Annotated in this window: 13 protein-coding genes; 4 read left to right on the forward strand and 9 right to left on the reverse strand. The window is 74.4% G+C overall.

What is annotated here, in order from left to right; all coding sequences use genetic code 11:
- Positions 1–706: 706 nt before the first annotated feature.
- From ACZ4W5_RS11255 to ureA, 4 genes are all read right to left on the reverse strand, one after another.
- On the reverse strand, positions 707–1,306 hold the full coding sequence (locus tag ACZ4W5_RS11255; protein WP_360234811.1) for a TetR/AcrR family transcriptional regulator: 600 nt from the start codon (positions 1,304–1,306) through the stop codon (positions 707–709).
- Positions 1,307–1,436: 130 nt separating this feature from the next.
- Positions 1,437–2,483 (reverse strand): agmatine deiminase family protein, encoded by a 1,047-nt coding sequence (locus ACZ4W5_RS11260; RefSeq protein ID WP_465653956.1) that lies wholly within the window; start codon positions 2,481–2,483, stop codon positions 1,437–1,439.
- 72 nt (positions 2,484–2,555) lie between these two features.
- Positions 2,556–4,277, reverse strand: coding sequence for an urease subunit alpha (locus ACZ4W5_RS11265; protein ID WP_465653957.1), 1,722 nt, complete (start codon positions 4,275–4,277; stop codon positions 2,556–2,558).
- Positions 4,274–4,984 carry an urease subunit gamma gene (gene ureA / locus ACZ4W5_RS11270; RefSeq protein WP_402482837.1) on the reverse strand — a complete coding sequence of 237 codons (711 nt, stop codon included), beginning with the start codon at positions 4,982–4,984 and terminating at the stop codon, positions 4,274–4,276. Before ureA ends, ACZ4W5_RS11265 begins: the two co-directional genes overlap by 4 nt.
- A gap of 501 nt (positions 4,985–5,485) precedes the next feature.
- Here ureA and ACZ4W5_RS11275 point away from each other — a divergent pair.
- Together ACZ4W5_RS11275 and ACZ4W5_RS11280 are read left to right on the forward strand one after the other, a co-directional pair.
- Positions 5,486–6,001, forward strand: coding sequence for an ATP-binding protein (locus ACZ4W5_RS11275; protein WP_465653958.1), 516 nt, complete (start codon positions 5,486–5,488; stop codon positions 5,999–6,001).
- Positions 6,002–6,405: 404 nt separating this feature from the next.
- A complete protein-coding gene (locus tag ACZ4W5_RS11280) occupies positions 6,406–8,697 on the forward strand; it encodes a SpoIIE family protein phosphatase (RefSeq protein WP_465653959.1) in 2,292 nt (763 codons plus the stop codon).
- Positions 8,698–8,713: 16 nt separating this feature from the next.
- Here the strand turns inward: ACZ4W5_RS11280 and ACZ4W5_RS11285 are convergent, their stop codons facing one another.
- The 5 genes from ACZ4W5_RS11285 to ACZ4W5_RS11305 form a co-directional block, all read right to left on the reverse strand.
- Positions 8,714–9,829, reverse strand: coding sequence for a DUF2637 domain-containing protein (locus ACZ4W5_RS11285; RefSeq protein WP_360234826.1), 1,116 nt, complete (start codon positions 9,827–9,829; stop codon positions 8,714–8,716).
- 229 nt (positions 9,830–10,058) lie between these two features.
- Positions 10,059–11,117: a (2Fe-2S)-binding protein gene (locus tag ACZ4W5_RS11290; protein ID WP_465653960.1), complete on the reverse strand. Its 1,059-nt coding sequence runs from the start codon at positions 11,115–11,117 to the stop codon at positions 10,059–10,061.
- A 168-nt stretch (positions 11,118–11,285) separates the two neighbouring features.
- Positions 11,286–12,122 carry a tetratricopeptide repeat protein gene (locus tag ACZ4W5_RS11295; protein WP_402482850.1) on the reverse strand — a complete coding sequence of 279 codons (837 nt, stop codon included), beginning with the start codon at positions 12,120–12,122 and terminating at the stop codon, positions 11,286–11,288.
- Between the two features lie 292 nt (positions 12,123–12,414).
- The gene (locus tag ACZ4W5_RS11300; RefSeq protein ID WP_402482852.1) at positions 12,415–13,275 is read right to left on the reverse strand and encodes a hypothetical protein; all 861 of its coding nucleotides are present in this window, start codon (positions 13,273–13,275) and stop codon (positions 12,415–12,417) included.
- A gap of 111 nt (positions 13,276–13,386) precedes the next feature.
- Positions 13,387–14,076: a nucleotidyltransferase family protein gene (locus ACZ4W5_RS11305; RefSeq protein ID WP_465653961.1), complete on the reverse strand. Its 690-nt coding sequence runs from the start codon at positions 14,074–14,076 to the stop codon at positions 13,387–13,389.
- Between the two features lie 141 nt (positions 14,077–14,217).
- On the opposite strand from ACZ4W5_RS11305, the gene moaA reads away from it, so the two are divergent.
- Positions 14,218–15,213, forward strand: coding sequence for a GTP 3',8-cyclase MoaA (gene moaA / locus ACZ4W5_RS11310; protein ID WP_360234838.1), 996 nt, complete (start codon positions 14,218–14,220; stop codon positions 15,211–15,213).
- A 209-nt stretch (positions 15,214–15,422) separates the two neighbouring features.
- Positions 15,423–16,139: an HNH endonuclease family protein gene (locus ACZ4W5_RS11315; RefSeq protein ID WP_465653973.1), complete on the forward strand. Its 717-nt coding sequence runs from the start codon at positions 15,423–15,425 to the stop codon at positions 16,137–16,139.
- Positions 16,140–16,187 lie beyond the last annotated feature (48 nt).

Raw genomic sequence — 16,187 nt, forward strand, 5'->3', positions numbered from 1 at the left:
AGCAAAGAGTTCCCGCAGCCTGGCCGCAGGCGCCCTCAGGCTAGCCGAGCCATTTGCCGACTCACCCCCACCCCAAACCACTTCCGTAGTCCCCGGTGCATCGGATGCCGCAGCCCTCTCGCATCAGGTCGGGCAGAGGCCGAGGGGTCGAGGGGCCGAGGGGTCGACGGGCGAGCGTCGTGCCGATGGCCGCAGATCAGTTCGTCCCGGCCCTGGCTCTCTGGGCACCAGAAGTCGGCTGGGCCGACTTCCGGTGCAGGAGTAGCGAGTGTGGCGGGGCAGAAATCTATAGACCGGTCGGTCTGTTCCTGGGCGTGCTGCATGGGAAGTCGGCGGGGTCGACTTTTGGCGCGGGCAGGGTGGTGGCGGAGCGGAGAGGCTGGTGAATCTGTAGACCGGTCGGTCTAGTTGGCTTTGTGGGCCGTAAGGGAGGTCGGCGGGGCTGAGTTCTGGCGCGGGCGGGATGGCGGCGGGGCCGAGAGGCCAGTAAATCAGTAGACCGATCTGCAGATTCACGCGGGGTGTGCTGCGCGAGAACGGGGCTTGGCAGGGCACCCAACCAGTAGATCGGTCTGCATATTTTCCCGAAAGGGCGCGCGCCGTGCGGGATGCCCGGGCGGGCCGGCAGTGCTGCACCGGAAGTCGGCCCGGCCGACTTCCGGTGCAGGGAGGCGGGTGGGCCGCAGTGGCAGGCGGGCTGGCTGCGTCAGGCGCGGAGCAGGATGGTGGCGACGGCGGTGGCCTGGGTGAGGGCGGCGGGGTGGTGGGCGCCGGGGAGGCCGATGGCGATGGGGACGGCCAGGCCGTCGAGGAGGGCGCGGAGTTGGCCGGCGCGGTCGGCGGCCGGCCCGGGGGTGAAGTGGCCGGTGCTGGTGCCCTGCTCGATGAGGGCGACCAGGTCGGCCTGCCAGGGGGCCTCGATCTCCTGCTGCCCCTGGCGGAGTTCGGCGCTGGCGGGGGAGCGGCCCCAGACTTCGACCCAGAGGATCCAGCGCGGGTCGCCGGGGCCTTCGGCCAGGTAGAGCCGCAGGTAGGCGTCGAGGCGCTGCCAGGGGTCGAGGGCCGGGTCGGCGAGGGCTTCGCGGCGGCGGGCCCCCAGCTGGTCCTCGCTCCAGCGGAGGGTTTCGAGCAGCAGCTGGTCCTTGCTGCCGAAGTAGTAGAGCAGGTGTCCGGCGCTCATCTGGAGCTGTTTGCCGAGCCCGGCCATGGTGAGTTTGGCGAGTCCGTGTTCGGCGATCGCGGCTCGGGCGGTGGCGTAGACCTCCTCGCGGGGGCGCGCAGGGCGGCGCGGGCGGGGGTCGGCCATGGCGGGGCTGCTTCCTGACGGGCGGAACGGGGAGACGGGGGAGACGGGGGAGACAGACGGGACGGGGTGGTGGTGGAGGTCCGAACGGTACCGGAGCGGGGGAGTCGCCCCCGCTCCGGCACCCCCGGCGTCAGGCCTTGGGCTGCTGCTGGGTGATGCAGTGGATGCCGCCCCCGTTGGCGAAGATCTCGCGGGCGTCGACGAGTTCGACGGTGCGGCCGGGGTAGGCCTTGGCGAGGATGTCGGCGGCTTCCTGGTCGCGCGGGTCGTCGAAGGCGCACAGGACGACGGCGCCGTTGGCCACGTAGTGGTTGATGTAGGAGTAGTCGACCGGCTCGCCGTCCTCGTCGAACAGCACGGTGGGGGCGGGCAGTTCGATGACCTCCAGCTGTCGGCCCTGCGCGTCGGTGGCGGCGCGCAGCACGGCGACGAGCTCCTGGCAGACCTCGTGGTCGGGGTGGGCCGGGTCGGGCTGGACGTGGGCGACGACGACGCCCGGGCGGACGAAGGAGGCGACGATGTCGATGTGGCCGCGGGTGCCGAACTCGTCGTAGTCGCGGGTGAGTCCGCGGGGCAGCCAGATGGCCTTGGTGGTGCCGAGGTGGGCGTGCAGTTCGGCCTCGATGTCCTCCTTGGTCCAGTCGGCGTTGCGGCCCTCGCCGAGCTGGACGGTCTCGGTGACGAGGACGGTGCCCTCGCCGTCGACGTGGATGCCGCCGCCTTCGTTGATCAGCCGGGAGGCGAAGCGCTGGACGCCGGTCAGTTCGCTGATGTGTTCGGCGACGTGCTGGTCCTTGTCCCAGCGGGCCCAGGACTGGGCGCCCCAGCCGTTGAAGATCCAGTCGGTGGCGGCCAGTGAGCCCTTGCCGTCGATCACGAACGAGGGGCCGATGTCGCGCATCCAGGCGTCGTCGAGCGGGCGTTCGACGATCTCGACGGCCTCGGAGACGTACCGGCGGGCGTCGGCGGTCTCACCGGTGTTGACGATCAGCGTGACCGGCTCGTACCGGACGATGGTGTCGGCGACGGCGGCCCAGGCCTGGCGGCCGGCGTGCAGCTGCTCGGGGGTCTCGAAGGTGGGGTTGGTGGTGGGGAAGGCCATCCAGGTGCGCTCGTGGGGGTGCCACTCGGCGGGCATCCGGTAGCCGAGGGAGGCGGGCGTGGGGGTGGTCATCATCGGATCCTTGAGGAAGAGGGGGGAAGAGAAAAGGAGGAGAGGAAGGGGGAATGTAAGGGCGGGGCAGGGGGGTCAGAGGAAGTAGAGGCGGCTGAGCGAGACGCTGTCCGCGGGTTCGGAGCGCAGGGGTGCGCCGTCGAGTGAGACCAGTCCGGTTTCGGTGACGTCGACGTGGCCGGTGCGGGCGTTGCGTACCAGGTCGCGCGGCCCGATGCCGCGGGTGCCGCGGACGCCGACCCGGCGTCGGCGGGTGGGGAGTCCGTCGGCGGGTCGGTCGGGGTGGGCGGCGTCGGCGGCCGCCTGGGCGACGAAGGCGACCGAGAGGTCGGCGGCGGTGGCGCCGTGGGCGCCGAACTGGGGCCCCAGGACGAGGGGTTCGCAGCGGTCGGTGGAGGCGTTGGGGTCGCCGGTGACGCCGTACGCGGGGAAGCCGGCCTTGAGGACGAGTTGCGGCTTGGCGCCGAAGTGGTCGGGGCGCCAGAGCACGATGTCGGCGAGCTTGCCGATCTCGATCGAGCCGACCTCGTGGGCGAGTCCGTGGGCGATGGCGGGGTTGATGGTGAGTTTGGCGATGTAGCGCAGCACGCGCTCGTTGTCGTCGCCGGTCTCGGTGGTCCCGTACGAGCCGTTGCCGTCCAGCGGGCCGCGTTCGGCCTTCATCTTGCCGGCCATGGCGAAGGTGCGGCGCACCGTCTCGCCGGCCCGGCCCATGCCCTGGGCGTCGGAGGAGGTGATGCCGATGACGCCGAGGTCGTGCAGCACGTCCTCGGCGCCCATGGTGCCGGCCCGGATGCGGTCGCGGGCCATGGCGGCGTCGCCGGGCAGGTCGGTCTTGAGGCCGTGCGCGGAGACGATCATGCCGAAGTGTTCGCCGAGGGCGTCCCGGCCGAAGGGCAGGGTGGGGTTGGTGGAGGAGCCGATGACGTTCGGCACGCCGGCCATCTTGAGCACGTTGGGGACGTGTCCGCCGCCGCAGCCTTCGATGTGGAAGGCGTGGACGGTGCGGCCCTCCAGGACGCGCAGGGTGTCCTCGACCGCCAGGCATTCGTTCAATCCGTCGGTGTGCAGGGCGACTTGGACGTCGTACTGTTCGGCGACGCGCAGCGCGGTGTCCAGTGCGCGGGTGTGCGCGCCCATGTCCTCGTGCACCTTGAAGCCGCAGGCGCCGCCCTCCGCCAGCGCCTCCACCAGCGGGGCCTCGTCGGAGGACGAACCGCGGCCCAGGAAGCCGATGTTGACGGGCCAGGCGTCGAAGGCGTTGAAGGCGTGGCGCAGCGCCCAGGGCGAGTTGACGCCGACGCCCCAGACCGGGCCGAACTCCTGGCCGATGACTGTGGTGACGCCGGAGGCGAGCGAGGCCTCCATGATCCGCGGCGAGAGCAGGTGCACGTGGGTGTCGACGGCGCCGGCGGTGGCGATCAGGCCTTCGCCGGAGACGATGGTGGTGCCGGTGCCGACGACCACGTCGACGCCGTCCAGGGTGTCCGGGTTGCCGGCCCGTCCGATCGAGGCGATCCGGCCGCCGATCAGGCCGATGGACGTCTTGCGGATGCCCTGGACGGCGTCGATCACCAGCACGTTGCTGATCACCACGTCGCAGGTGTCGCGGACGGCGGCGGGCTTGAGGTGGAGGCCGTCGCGGGCGGTCTTGCCGAAGCCGGCCAGGAATTCGTCGCCGGGGGCCTGGGAGTCGGATTCGACGCGGACGATCAGTCCGCTGTCGCCGAGCCGGATCCGGTCGCCGGCCCGGGGGCCGTGCACGGAGATGTAGTCGTGGGCGGAGATGGAACTCACGAGGGCACCTCCTGGTCGTCGAAGTCGGTCAGGTAGCCGGTGGCACGGGCCTTGGCGAGGGCGGCGTCCTTGGCGCCGGGGGCGTCCAGGGGGCCGTCGACGAGTCCGGCGAAGCCGATCGCGACGCGTGCGCCGCCGATCGGGACGAGGCCGACCTCGACGGTGGCGCCGGGGTCGAAGCGCACCGAGGAGCCGGCCGGGACGGCCAGGTGGGTGCCGTAGGCGGCGGCGCGGTCGAAGGCCAGGCGCGGGTTGGCCTCGAAGAAGTGGAAGTGGGAGGTGACCGAGATCGGCACCCGGGAGGTGTTGTGGACGGGGATGAGCAGGGTCTCCTCGACCGGGTCGTAGCCGGCGCCGGCGCCGATCAGCGCGCCGCCGGGGGCCTCGTCGCCGAGCGAGCCGGCGCCCTTGAAGGGGTCGTTGACGACGGCGAGCCGGGTGCCGTCCTCGAAGACGGCCTCGACCTGGACGACGGTGACCACGTCGGGCACGCCGGGCAGCACGTCGGCGGCGGTGAGGACGGAGCGGCCGGCCTCGATGGCCTCGGCGAGGCGCCGGCCGTCGCGGGCGGCTTCGCAGACGGTGTCCGCGATCAGGGCGGTCGCCTCGGGGACGTTGAGGCGCACGCCCCGGGCGCGGCGGGCGCGGGCCAGTTCGGCTGCTGTGAAGATCAGCAGCCGGTCCCGCTCGGTGGGGGTCAGTCGCACGGTTCCTCGCTCGCGGTCGCCGGGGAGGGGTGGGTTCGGGGCCCTGGGCTTCCGGATGATGTTAGAACGACGTTCAAACATCTCGGCTCATTGAACCTGCACCGGGGCTCCATGTCCAGCGTTGCCGCTCCCGGGGCCTTCGGCTTCCCGGGCGGGCGACGGGGGTGAGTGGTCGACTGTCCCGATCCCCAGCGGGTGGCGCTCGGCGGTGGCGAGGGTGGGGGCGCGCGGCCCCGCGCACGGTCCGTACGGGCGCCGGGTGTGCGCGGGATCGGGTGGGGGCGGTCTCGAAAACACCCTCTGCGCTTCGCAAACCTGTCCGGCGAGGGCAGTTGGATCACGTGAACCTCCCCGTGCCCCTTTCACCCCACGTGATCGGACGCACACTGTTGCAAACGCCGTCAACTGGGCATGAGGATGGTGGTTCAGTACGAGGGGGCCACCCGGCCGGCGGGGGATCCGGAGGCGGGGGCCCGGATTTGAGGGCGGGGGCATCTGTTGATGGACGGTCAGTCGCGATTCCCGCGGCAGCGGACGAGTTCGGGCGACGCCTACCGGTCCGGGCCGGTCCAGGGCCCGGTCGTCGGCGCCGGAACGGCCCTACCGGGTGCGTCGGCCCCGGGGTGCGCGCTGCACCGCCGGCTGCACCTGACGCTCGAACCGGCCGACCTGGTCGCGGTGGGCGCGGTGCGGCACCGGCTGCGCACGGCGCTGAGCCACTGGGGGGTGCCGGAGCTGTCCGACACCGCCGAGCTGCTCTCCTCCGAGCTGGTCACCAACGCGTTGCAGCACACCGGCAAGGGCGCGGTCTTCGACGCGGTGCTGGATACGGACAGCCGGCTGCGGGTCGAGGTGCAGGACGGCGCGAGCCGGCTGCCCGGGCGGCGGCGCGATCCGGAGGCCGAGTACGCGACCTCGGGGCGCGGCCTGCTGCTGGTGGAGGCGCTGGCGGACTCCTGGGGCGTGCACCTGCGCGGCGACGGCAAGGTCACCTGGTTCGAGCTCGCGATGCCGTAACCCGCGATGCCGTAGCCCGAGGACGAAGCCCGCTGCCGTAACCGACGGCCGTCGCCCGCGGCCGTCACCCGCGGCCGTCACCCGTGGTCCACCGGGCCCGCCGCGGCCGGTCGGCGAATCCGGACGCGACACCTGTACGATTGTTCGCCCCCGATTGATCCGTTCTCGAAGCAAGCCCTGAACACAAGGCTGAGTGCAAGATTTCCGGCCCGTTGCCATTGCCGCTCGGCCGAACATTGGACAGGATGGTGGGAATGTGTGTCCACGTGCGGGAAGCAGCGGGGAGACCGAACCTCGACTGACCACCGCCCGTCGACACCGCCCGATCCAGCACGACCCATCACACCGCCACGCGGCCCGTCCGGACGGTCGGCGCGGTCCGCCACGGCAGCGGCAGGAGCAGCATGCCCACTGAGCCCGAGTCGCCGGGGCCGGCGTTTCCTCCCGGCGCGCCCGCCGTGGAGCGACCCCTGCCCGCCGTGGAGTCGCACCCGCCCGCTCCCCAGCCGCCCGCGCCCCGTCCGCCCGCGCAGGCCACCCGCCGTAACTCCGTCCGCACGCCCCCGGTGCTCGCCTCCGGGCGGCTGGCGCCCGTGCTGTCCGGCGGGCTGCCGCCCTCCTCCGCCGACTCCATGCCGGACTGGCTGGAGCCCGCGATGGCCGCCAACGGCATCGGCTCCTTCGACTGGGACATCCGCCGCGACGTCCTGGAGGGCGACCAGCGGGCCTGCACGATCATCGGACTGGACGGCGTCGAGCGGGAACGGTTCGACCGCACCGCCGCCTCCTTCCTCTCCCTGCTGCACCCGGAGGACGCGCCCGTGGTGCGCCGCCGGGTCGAGCGCGCGGTGGCCGAGCTGGGCCAGTGCGGCGCCTATTACCGCACCGTCGGGCCGAACGGCACGATGCGCGCGGTGCGCTTCCGCGGCCGGGTGCTCGCGGACGCCTTCGGCCGGGCCTCCCGGATGGTGGGCTTCGTCTGGGACGCCACCGTCGAGCTGCACAAGCGCGACCGCGCCGACCGGATGGCCCAGCTGCGCGAGGAGCGCTCCCGGTTCATCAAGGAGGCCGCGCGCGCCCTCTCCGAGGCGGTCACCGTGCGTGACGTGGCCCGGGTGTTCACCGAGCTGCCGCTGCCCGGACTGCCGCCGGACGGTCTGGTGCTGGCCTCCTTCGAGGCCGGCCGGACCCGGATCCTCGGCGCCTCCGGCTACCGCTCGCAGGCCCTCGCGGTCTGGGACCGCGCGGTGCTGCCCGCCGGGCACCCGGCCAGCGAGGCGCTCAGGCACCGCGCCCCGGTCTTCATCTCCAGCCGGGAGGACTTCCGGGACCGCCACCCCGACGCGTGGGAGCGGACCAGCCGCACCGGCCGCGGCTCCTGGGCGTACCTGCCGCTGGTGGCCAGCGGCCGGGCGATCGGCGTCTGCGTGGTCAGCTTCGACGACGAGCGCGAGCTGGACGCGGACGAGCGCACCCTGCTGTCCACCCTGGGCGGCCTGGTGGCCCAGTCGCTGGCCCGGGCCCGGCTGCACGACGCCGAGCACGAGCTGGCGGCCGGCCTGCAGCGGGTGATGCTGCCCCGCACCGTCCCGTCCGTGCCCGGGGTGACCACCGCGGTGCGCTACCTGGCGGCCGGCTCCGGACTGCAGATCGGCGGCGACTGGTACGACGTGGTCCCGCTGCCCGGCGGGCACGTCGGCCTGGTGATCGGCGACGTCCAGGGCCACGACGTGCACGCCGCCGGGATCATGGGCCAGCTGCGGATCGCGCTGCGCGCCTACGCCGCGGAGGGGCACCCGCCCGCCGCGGTGATGGCCCGCGCCTCCCGCTTCCTCGCCGACCTGGACACCGACCACTTCGCGACCTGCACCTACGCCGAGGTCAACGTGGACTACGGCGTGGTCTACGCCGTCCGGGCCGGCCATCTGGACCCGGTGGTGCGCCGCGCGGACGGCACCGCGGCCGTGCTGCCGGTGGCCGGCGGGCTGCCGCTGGGCATCGACCCGGACCAGGAGTACCGGGTGACCAGGTTCAGCCTGGACCCGGGCGAGACGGTGCTGCTCTGCACCGACGGCCTGGTCGAGGCCCGCGGCACCGACCTGGACGAGGGCATCGACCGGCTCACCCGGACCATGGCCCGTCCGCTGCCGACGGCCGGCGAGGCGGCCCGCGACCCGCTGGAGGAGCTGGCCGACCGGATCACCTCCCAGGCCGCCGACTCCAGCGAGCGCGAGGACGACATAGCGCTCCTGCTGCTGCGCTGGGACGGCCCCGAGGGCGGCCTGGCCGCCCAGCAGCTGCGCCGCCGGATCGGCCAGGCCGACCTGGCCAGGGTCGCCGAGGTGCGCGCCGAGCTGCGCGACGCGCTGCGCCGCTGGGGCGTCGCCGAGTTCATCGACACCGCCGAACTGCTCTCCTCCGAGCTGGTCACCAACGCGATCCGGCACACCGACCGGGACGCCATGTTCACCGCCCGGCTCTACCGGGAGACGGTCTCGGACGGCGGCCGGGCCCGGCTGCGGGTCGAGGTGGAGGACGAGTCGGACCTCTGGCCGACCCGCCGGACCCCGGGGGAGCAGGCCTCCTCCGGGCGCGGGCTGATGCTGGTCGAGGCGCTGGCGGACGCCTGGGGCGTGGAGCCGCGCGGGTCCGGCAAGCGGATGTGGTTCGAGCTCAGCGGGACGAGCGTGGCCTGACCGGCCCGTGGACGGGTCAGCCGAACTGCTGCTCCAGGTCCTTCAGTTTGCGTTCCAGCGAGTCCAGCCGGGGCAGCGTGACGGTGTCCTCGTCGGCGGTGAGGTCGATGGTGCGCCGCTCCGGACGGGCCGGCAGGCCCGGCTGGACGACGGCGCCCCCGGCCGCCTCGACCCCGCGTGCGGCCGCCTCGGCCCCGCGCGTGCCGGCCTCGACCTCGCGCGCGCCCGCCTCGGCGGAGCCGACGGCCGCGGCCTCCCGGCCGCCCGCCGGGAGTTCCGCCCCGGGCCCGCCGGCTATCGCGGACTCCGGGGCGGCCGACTCCAACTGCCGTGCGGCGCCGCCGCGTCCGCGCCAGTGGCCGCTGCTGCGGTTGATCGCCCGGATCTCGGCCCGCTCGCGGCGCCCGGCGAGCTTGCGGCGCTCCTTCTCCATGGCGCGCTCCCGCTTCTCGTCGCGGACCTCGTCCACCGCCTCGTCCAGGCTGCGCACGCCCTCCAGGAGCATCAGCGACCAGGCCGCGTAGGTCTCGCGCGGGGCGCGCAGCCAGCGGACGATGCGGATCTGCGGCAGCGGACGGGGCACCAGGCCCTGTTCGCGCAGCGCGGCCCGGCGGGTCTGCTTGAGCGCGCGGTCGAACAGGATCGCGGCGGACAGCGACATGCCGGAGAAGAACTGCGGGGCGCCGGCGTGGCCGAAGCCGCGCGGGGCGTGCACCCAGTTGAACCAGGCCGAGGCACCGGCGAAGAGCCAGACCAGCAGGCGGGAGCCGAGCGCCGCGTCGCCGTGGCTGGCCTCGCGGACGGCGAGCACCGAGCAGAACATCGCGGCGCCGTCCAGGCCGAACGGGACGAGGTACTCCCAGCCGCCGGACAGGCCGAGGTTCTGCACGCCGAAGCCGACCAGGCCGTGGAAGGAGAGTGCGGCCGCGACGCCGGCGCAGCAGAACAGCAGCGTGTAGGAGGCCGCGCCGTACAGGGATTCCTTGTTGCGGCGCCGTTCCTCGGAACGCTCCCAGGAATCCGCGCCGGCGGCGGATCCCCGGCTTCGGGCCAGGGCCACCAGGAGGGCGCTGACCAGCAGCCCCACCACCCCGGTGACGGCCCAGCCGAGCGGTATGTCGGACAATTTCATTGCCGGAACCAGCCTCGCTTTCTGCGTCGCGTTCCTGCGCCGCCCACTGCGTTCAGCAGCGCGGCGGGGACCATCATGACGGATGCTCGGCGGGGGAAAGGCGGATTCGCCGTCAATGCGCTGAGGAGAGGGATTTCTGACCCGTCGCCAATCTCATTGTCATATGAATTGGGCGCGGGACATTCCCGGAATCACGGGCTTTTCGAATCCCGGGGCGTACGGATTTTCGTCAACGTCGCGTGACGCGGGGGCAGCCGTTGCACATTTCCGCCGATTCCACGGTGTAGACGAGGCAACAGCTGGCCCGGGCCCGGTCCGTACCCGAAGCACCGTTGCACCCGGGCGCCGGGGGTGCGAAACCGGCGCCCGGGGTGAAGGGGGCCGGGGCGGGAGCGGGGCCCCGGTCCGCGCCGGGCGTGCGCGCCGGTCCGGGGGAGGACCGCGTGGGGGGCGCCGCGGGGCCGTCGGGCTCGCCGGGTCCGGCGGGCGCCCCGGCCCCGGCGGGCTCCCCGGGGGCCAGCAGCGCGGACAGCTCGGCGCGCGCCCGCTCCTGCTCCCCGAGCAGCCCGCCCGCGTACCAGAGCCCCTCCACCACCGCGTCGGTGGCCATCGCCCACAGCACCCGGGGCCCGCGCCGTGCCTGCGGTCCGAAGGCGGCCAGCACCGGGGTCAGGAACTCGCCCAGCGCGCGTCGCAGTTCGGCCGCGAGCGCGTCCTCGTCCGGCACCGTACGGGCCCCGGCCGCGCGGACCGCCGGATCGTCCGGCAGGCAGACGAAGGCCTCCGGGCGCACCGTCAGCTCCATCGAGGCCGGGGCGCGGTGCACCGAGACGTCGCCGGGGCCGAGCAGCGGGACGCGCCGCTCCAGGAACCACGGCACGGTGAACAGCAGCGAGACCGGCCAGACGAAGCGGTGCAGTCCGAAACCGGCCGCCACGTCCGGGCGCAGCGGCCGCCCGTAGCGGGTCAGGCCCTGCCGGGCGTCGTGGGCGACCAGTTCGCGCAGCGCCTCCGGGTCGGTGGTGAGCGCGTCGACCGGCAGCCAGCCGTCGCCGTGCCGGGGCGGGGCGCAGTGCAGGTCCAGCATCGGGGCGAGCGCGGTCAGCCGGTGGTACGAGGGGGCGCAGGGAGTGGGGGCGGCCAGCGCGTCGGTGTGGTCGTGCGCCTGGGTGTGGCCGGGCGCGTGGCCGTGCGGCTGGGTGTGGTCGTGCGCCTGCGCGTGGTCGTGTGCCTGGGTGGTGCGGGGGGCGCGCGGCGCGGGGCCGGGCCGGGTGCTGCTCGCGGTCATGGGCGGGCCCCATCGGGTCGACCGGGGCCGCCGGTGGACCGCCCGGCGGGGCCGGTCGCGGCGGTGCTGCCGCGGCCGGGCCCGGCCGGTCCGGGGCGCGGCGGTGCCCGGGGAACAGCAAGGCGACCTGCCCGAGGCGCTGCTCACCCCGGACAGGTTAGGCTCACCTTAGCTGATTGTTCCCCGGGTCTCGCTGGCGATGCGTCCGTCCGGGGGAGGCCCCGGCGCTCGTCCGAGCTGGCGTGCGAGCCAGACCGGCACCCCGCCGAGGGCGTGCACCAGGCGGGTGGCCTCGGCGCGCAGCCGCACCGCCTCGGCGGGTTCGGACACCTCGGCGAGCGCGGCGAGCGCCGGCGCCACCCCCACCGTGAAGCCGAGTTGCTCGCGCAGCCGCAGCGAGGCGTCGAAGCCCTCCCGGGCGTTGCCGCGGTCGCCGCGGGAGAGCGCGAGCGCGGCCAGGTGCCGCCAGGTGTAGGAGCGGAGCAGTTCGTCCCCGCGTTCCCCGGCGCCCTCGTGCGCCCGGCGGTAGGCGATCCAGGCGGCGCCGCGGTCGCCCAGCAGGTTCTCGGCGACCAGTCCGCGCCGGAAGTCCAGCAGGGGGCGGCCCGGTGCGTCCGGCGGCAGCAGCGCCGAGGTGCGGCCGAGGGCGGCCTGGGCCTCGTCGAGGCGGTCGCGCGGGCCGAGCACGCTGGCCAGGTAGGCGAGGAAGCCGCGGGCGCAGCCGGCGGCCGCGCGTTGCTCGGTGCCCTCCGCCAGGGCCTCGGCCAGTCGTAACGCCTGTTCCGCCTGGGTCCAGTGCGCGGCGGTGAACAGGCACTGTTCGATGAGGAGTTCGGCCCGTGCGAGGGCCGCGGCCGGGTCGTGTTCGGCGGCGGGTCGCAGTAGTTCGGCGGCCTCCTGCCAGCACCCCCGGGACCGCAGCCGCCACACGGTGTCGCCCGGTTCCTCCGCTGCCGCCCGCCCCCGTTCGTCCGGGCCGCTCGGGCTCCATCCGTGCTCCGACAACGCCACCTCCTTGTGTGCGCCATCCAGCAAGGGCGCGGACCTGCCTTGGAGCCCTGCCGTCACGACCCGTTCGCATGGCGACGGCAGGGTCGACGGCACGGCGAAAGACCCGCGCTGTGGCGGCAATTCAACACGGGGGTGAGCTTGTGCACCAGATCACGAGCGGAGGTTGTTGCTTTTGTCGGGGAGATGATCTAGTGGGTCGCCGGTGCCGGGAGTGCCAGGGGTGCCGGGAGTTCCGGGGCACCGGGGCACCGGGGTTCCGGGGCGCCGGGGGGAGGGCCGGGTCGGGTCAGGAGGTCCAGCCGGTCTCCATCAGGGCCTCGGCGGCGCCGTTGGCGGGTTGGGGCACGCCGGCCAGGTCCAGGCTGAACAGGGCGACCAGCAGTTGCTCGCCGCGCACGGTGGCCTGGTGGGAGTAGCCGGCCAGGGTGAACATGGCGGCGGCCATCTCCTCGGCGTGCAGGGTCTGCAGCCACAGGCACTCGACCGACTTCACGTCGGCGGGCTCGGTCCAGGTGTCGACCTGGGCGACCATCCGGCCGCCCAGCAGGGTGACCCCGTCGCGTTCCTGGGCCTCGGTCAGTTCCAGGTCGTCGAAGCCGAGCCACTCCAGGTAGCGGGCGGCGGTGAACACCGCGTCCTGGGAGGTGCGCACCGGGTGGGGGCGGAACGGGGCGCGGTGGCGGAACGGGCGGGGGCGTCCGGCGGAGCCGCCGCTCGGCGCGGGCGGCGCGGGCACCGGGGCGTTCACCGGGTGCGCCGGGTGCGGGCGGACGGCCTGCGGGCCGGGGGCGGCGAGCGGGCCGGCGGTGCCGCTGCCCAGCCGGGTGGTGCGGTCCACCGGGAGGCGGACGGTGGCGCCGCAGTTGCAGGTGAACTCGGGCTGCGGCCACTGGTCGGAGCGGCCGCAGTGCGGGCAGCGCATGCTCAGCCAGGAGTCCTCCCAGGAGCGGAACCGCACCTGTACGGGCACCCCGCCGCGCAGCAGCGGGACCTTCAGCGAGGCGCCGCACGGACACGGCAGCGACGGCGGCTCGTACAGGTGCTCGCGGCGGCAGGCGGGGCAGCGGATCGCCCGGGCGCCACCGCCCGCCCCCGGCCCCGACCGCGCGGGGTCGTGTCCGGTGAAGTCGTCGGGCAGTCCTGCCATCGCGGGCTCCGTCCGTCGGTGTCGGGTCGGGGTGGATGGTTCCCATGCTCCCCGAAACGTCCGGCTCCGGGCGCGGAATGGGGCAATCCTTAGGGACGGATCAGGGACGGATCAGGGACGGTTGAGGGGGCGGTCGCCGCCAGGGGCGAGGCCCGGCCCCTCCTCGGGGAGGATGCGCGGCCGGTGTCCGGGGGGTGGTCGGTCCGCGGACCAGCGGGCCAGGTCGGCGGGGGTGTCCAGGTCGTCGGGGACGGCGATGTCCGCGCACTCGACCAGGACGAGTTCCCCGGCGTGCGCCGCCAGCAGGGCGCGGGCCCCGGCATCCCCGGCCGCGCCCTCGGCGGCCTCGGTGAAGTGCCGCGCGCCGATCAGCACCGGGTGTCCGCGCCGCCCGCCGTACGCCGCGGCGGCCAGCTCGGCGCCGGCCCGGTGCGCGGCCAGCAGCCGGGCGACCGCGGCCGGGGTGACGCCCGGGGTGTCCACCAGCATCACCAGCACCGCCGGGGCCCGCGGCGGCAGCGCGGCCAGTCCGGCCCGCAGCGAGGAGCCCATGCCCTCGGCCCAGTCCGGGTTGGCGACCAGCCGGCAGCCCGGCAGGTGCGCGGTGGAGCGCACCCGCTCGCGGTCCGCGCCCAGCACCACGGTGACGTCCGGGCAGCCGCCGGCCCGGACGGTGGCCACCGCGTGCTCCACCAGCGGCCGGCCCGCGTACCGGATCAGCGCCTTGGGCCGCCCGCCGAGCCGGCGCCCGCCCCCGGCGGCGAGGACGAGGGCCGGGACGGCGGGCGGTGTGGTCTGCATGCGCCCAGCCTGCCCGGTCCGGGCCCGCTCGCGCAGCGGTTCGGCGCTTGTACGAATCCACAAGGCGAAGGCGCAGGTCGTGGGCGGTCCCCGGCGGTTCGGCCGCTGGTCTCGCGGCCCGCTTGCCCCTGTACTGGGGCGATGAACACCGCACCGCGCCCGCTGGTGGACCGCTTCGGGCGGGTCCACACCGATCTGCGGGTCTCCCTGACCGATCGCTGCAACCTGCGCTGCACGTACTGCATGCCGGCGGAGGGGCTGGACTGGCTGCCCCGGGCGGACGCGCTCGGGGACGACGAGGTGGTGCGGCTGGTGCGGATCGCGGCGCAGCGCCTGGGGGTGCGCTCGGTACGGCTGACCGGCGGGGAGCCGCTGCTGCGGCGGGGGCTGCCGGGCCTGGTCGGGCGGCTGGCCGCGCTGGGCGTGGAGCTGTCGCTGACCACCAACGGGATCGGCCTGGCGCGGACCGCGGTCGCGCTGCGGGAGGCCGGGCTGGGGCGGGTGAACGTCAGCCTGGACACGCTGCGTGCGGACCGGTTCGCGGCGCTCACCCGGCGGGACCGGATCGCCGACGTGTTCGCGGGCCTGGCGGCGGCGAAGGCAGCCGGGCTGGACCCGGTGAAGGTCAACGCCGTGCCGGTGCGCGGCGTGAACGACGACGAGATACCGGAGTTGGCGGCCTTCGCCGTCGAGCACGGCTACCGGATGCGCTTCATCGAGTCCATGCCCCTTGATGCGCAGGGGAGTTGGGACCGCGCCGCGATGGTGACGGCCGAGGAGGTGCTGGCCCGGCTCGGCGAGCGCTTCGACCTGGTGCCGGTGGGGCGCAGCGGCAACGCCCCGGCGGAGGAGTGGCGGGTCGCCGGGACGGACACGGTGATCGGGGTGATCGCCTCCGTCACCCGGCCGTTCTGCGGGGGCTGCGACCGGGTCCGGCTGACGGCCGACGGGCAGTTGCGCAACTGCCTGTTCGCGACCGAGGAGTCGGACCTGCGCGCGCTGCTGCGCGGGGGCGCGGACGACGGGCGGATCGAGGAGGCCTGGCGGGCCTCGGTGGCGGGCAAGGGGCCCGGACACGCCATCGGGAGCGCCGGGTTCGTCCGGCCGGACCGGCCGATGTCGGCGATCGGGGGCTGAACTCCCGGGCCGGGCTGCGGGCGGGAGGGGGAGGAGCCGCCGGAGTCGACGGAGTGTGAGCTTCGACATGCTCTTGGGCTCCCCGTGGCGTCGGCTTGACCTCCTCTTGGGGCGGCTGGTCTGCTGGTGCGCCGTCAACCCGCCCCTGACCACCGGAGTTCTCCGTGCCCGCCCGCCGTACCTGGCTGTCCGCCGCCACCGTGTTCCTGATATGCCTGCTCGCCCTGGTCGGCTGGCTGGTCGAGGGCCGCGGCGGGAAGTCGCCGGGCGGGTCCGGACCGTCCGCCGCCGGGACCGGCACCAGTCCGCTGGAGAACCCGGACGGCACCAAGCCCGGCCTGGCACCGCTGACCACCCCGGAGGAGCGGAAGGCGGGCCGGGAGCTGATCGGCAAGGTGGCCACTGCCCGTACCGGCCCCAAGGACGGCTACGACCGCAACGAGTTCGGCCCGGCCTGGACGGACAGCGTCGAGGGCGTCCCGTACGGCGGCAACAGGTGCGACACCCGCAACGACCTGCTGGCCCGCGACGGCAGCGGTGTCGAGCGCAAGGACGGCTCGGACTGCGTGGTCACCGCGATGACCATCCACGACCCGTACACCGGCCGGACCGTCGAGTGGACCAAGCAGCAGGCGTCGAAGATCCAGATCGACCACGTGATGCCGCTCTCCTACGACTGGCAGATGGGCGCCGCCACGTGGGACAAGGCCAAGCGGGTCCGGATCGCCAACGACCCGCTCAACCTGATCCCCGCCGACGGCTCGCAGAACGCCTCCAAGGGCGACTCCGGCCCGGCCGACTGGCTGCCCGCCGCCACCGAGATCCGCTGCTCGTACGCGGTGCGCTTCGCCCAGGTCTCGCTCAAGTACCAGCTGCCGGTCACCGAGGCGGACAAGAAGGCGATGCTCCAGCAGTGCGGTGAGTGAGGAAACGATCCTTCCGCGCCGGCCGTACCGCGCAGCCGGATCGCGCGG

Source organism: Kitasatospora sp. NPDC029367 (genome assembly GCF_055569135.1).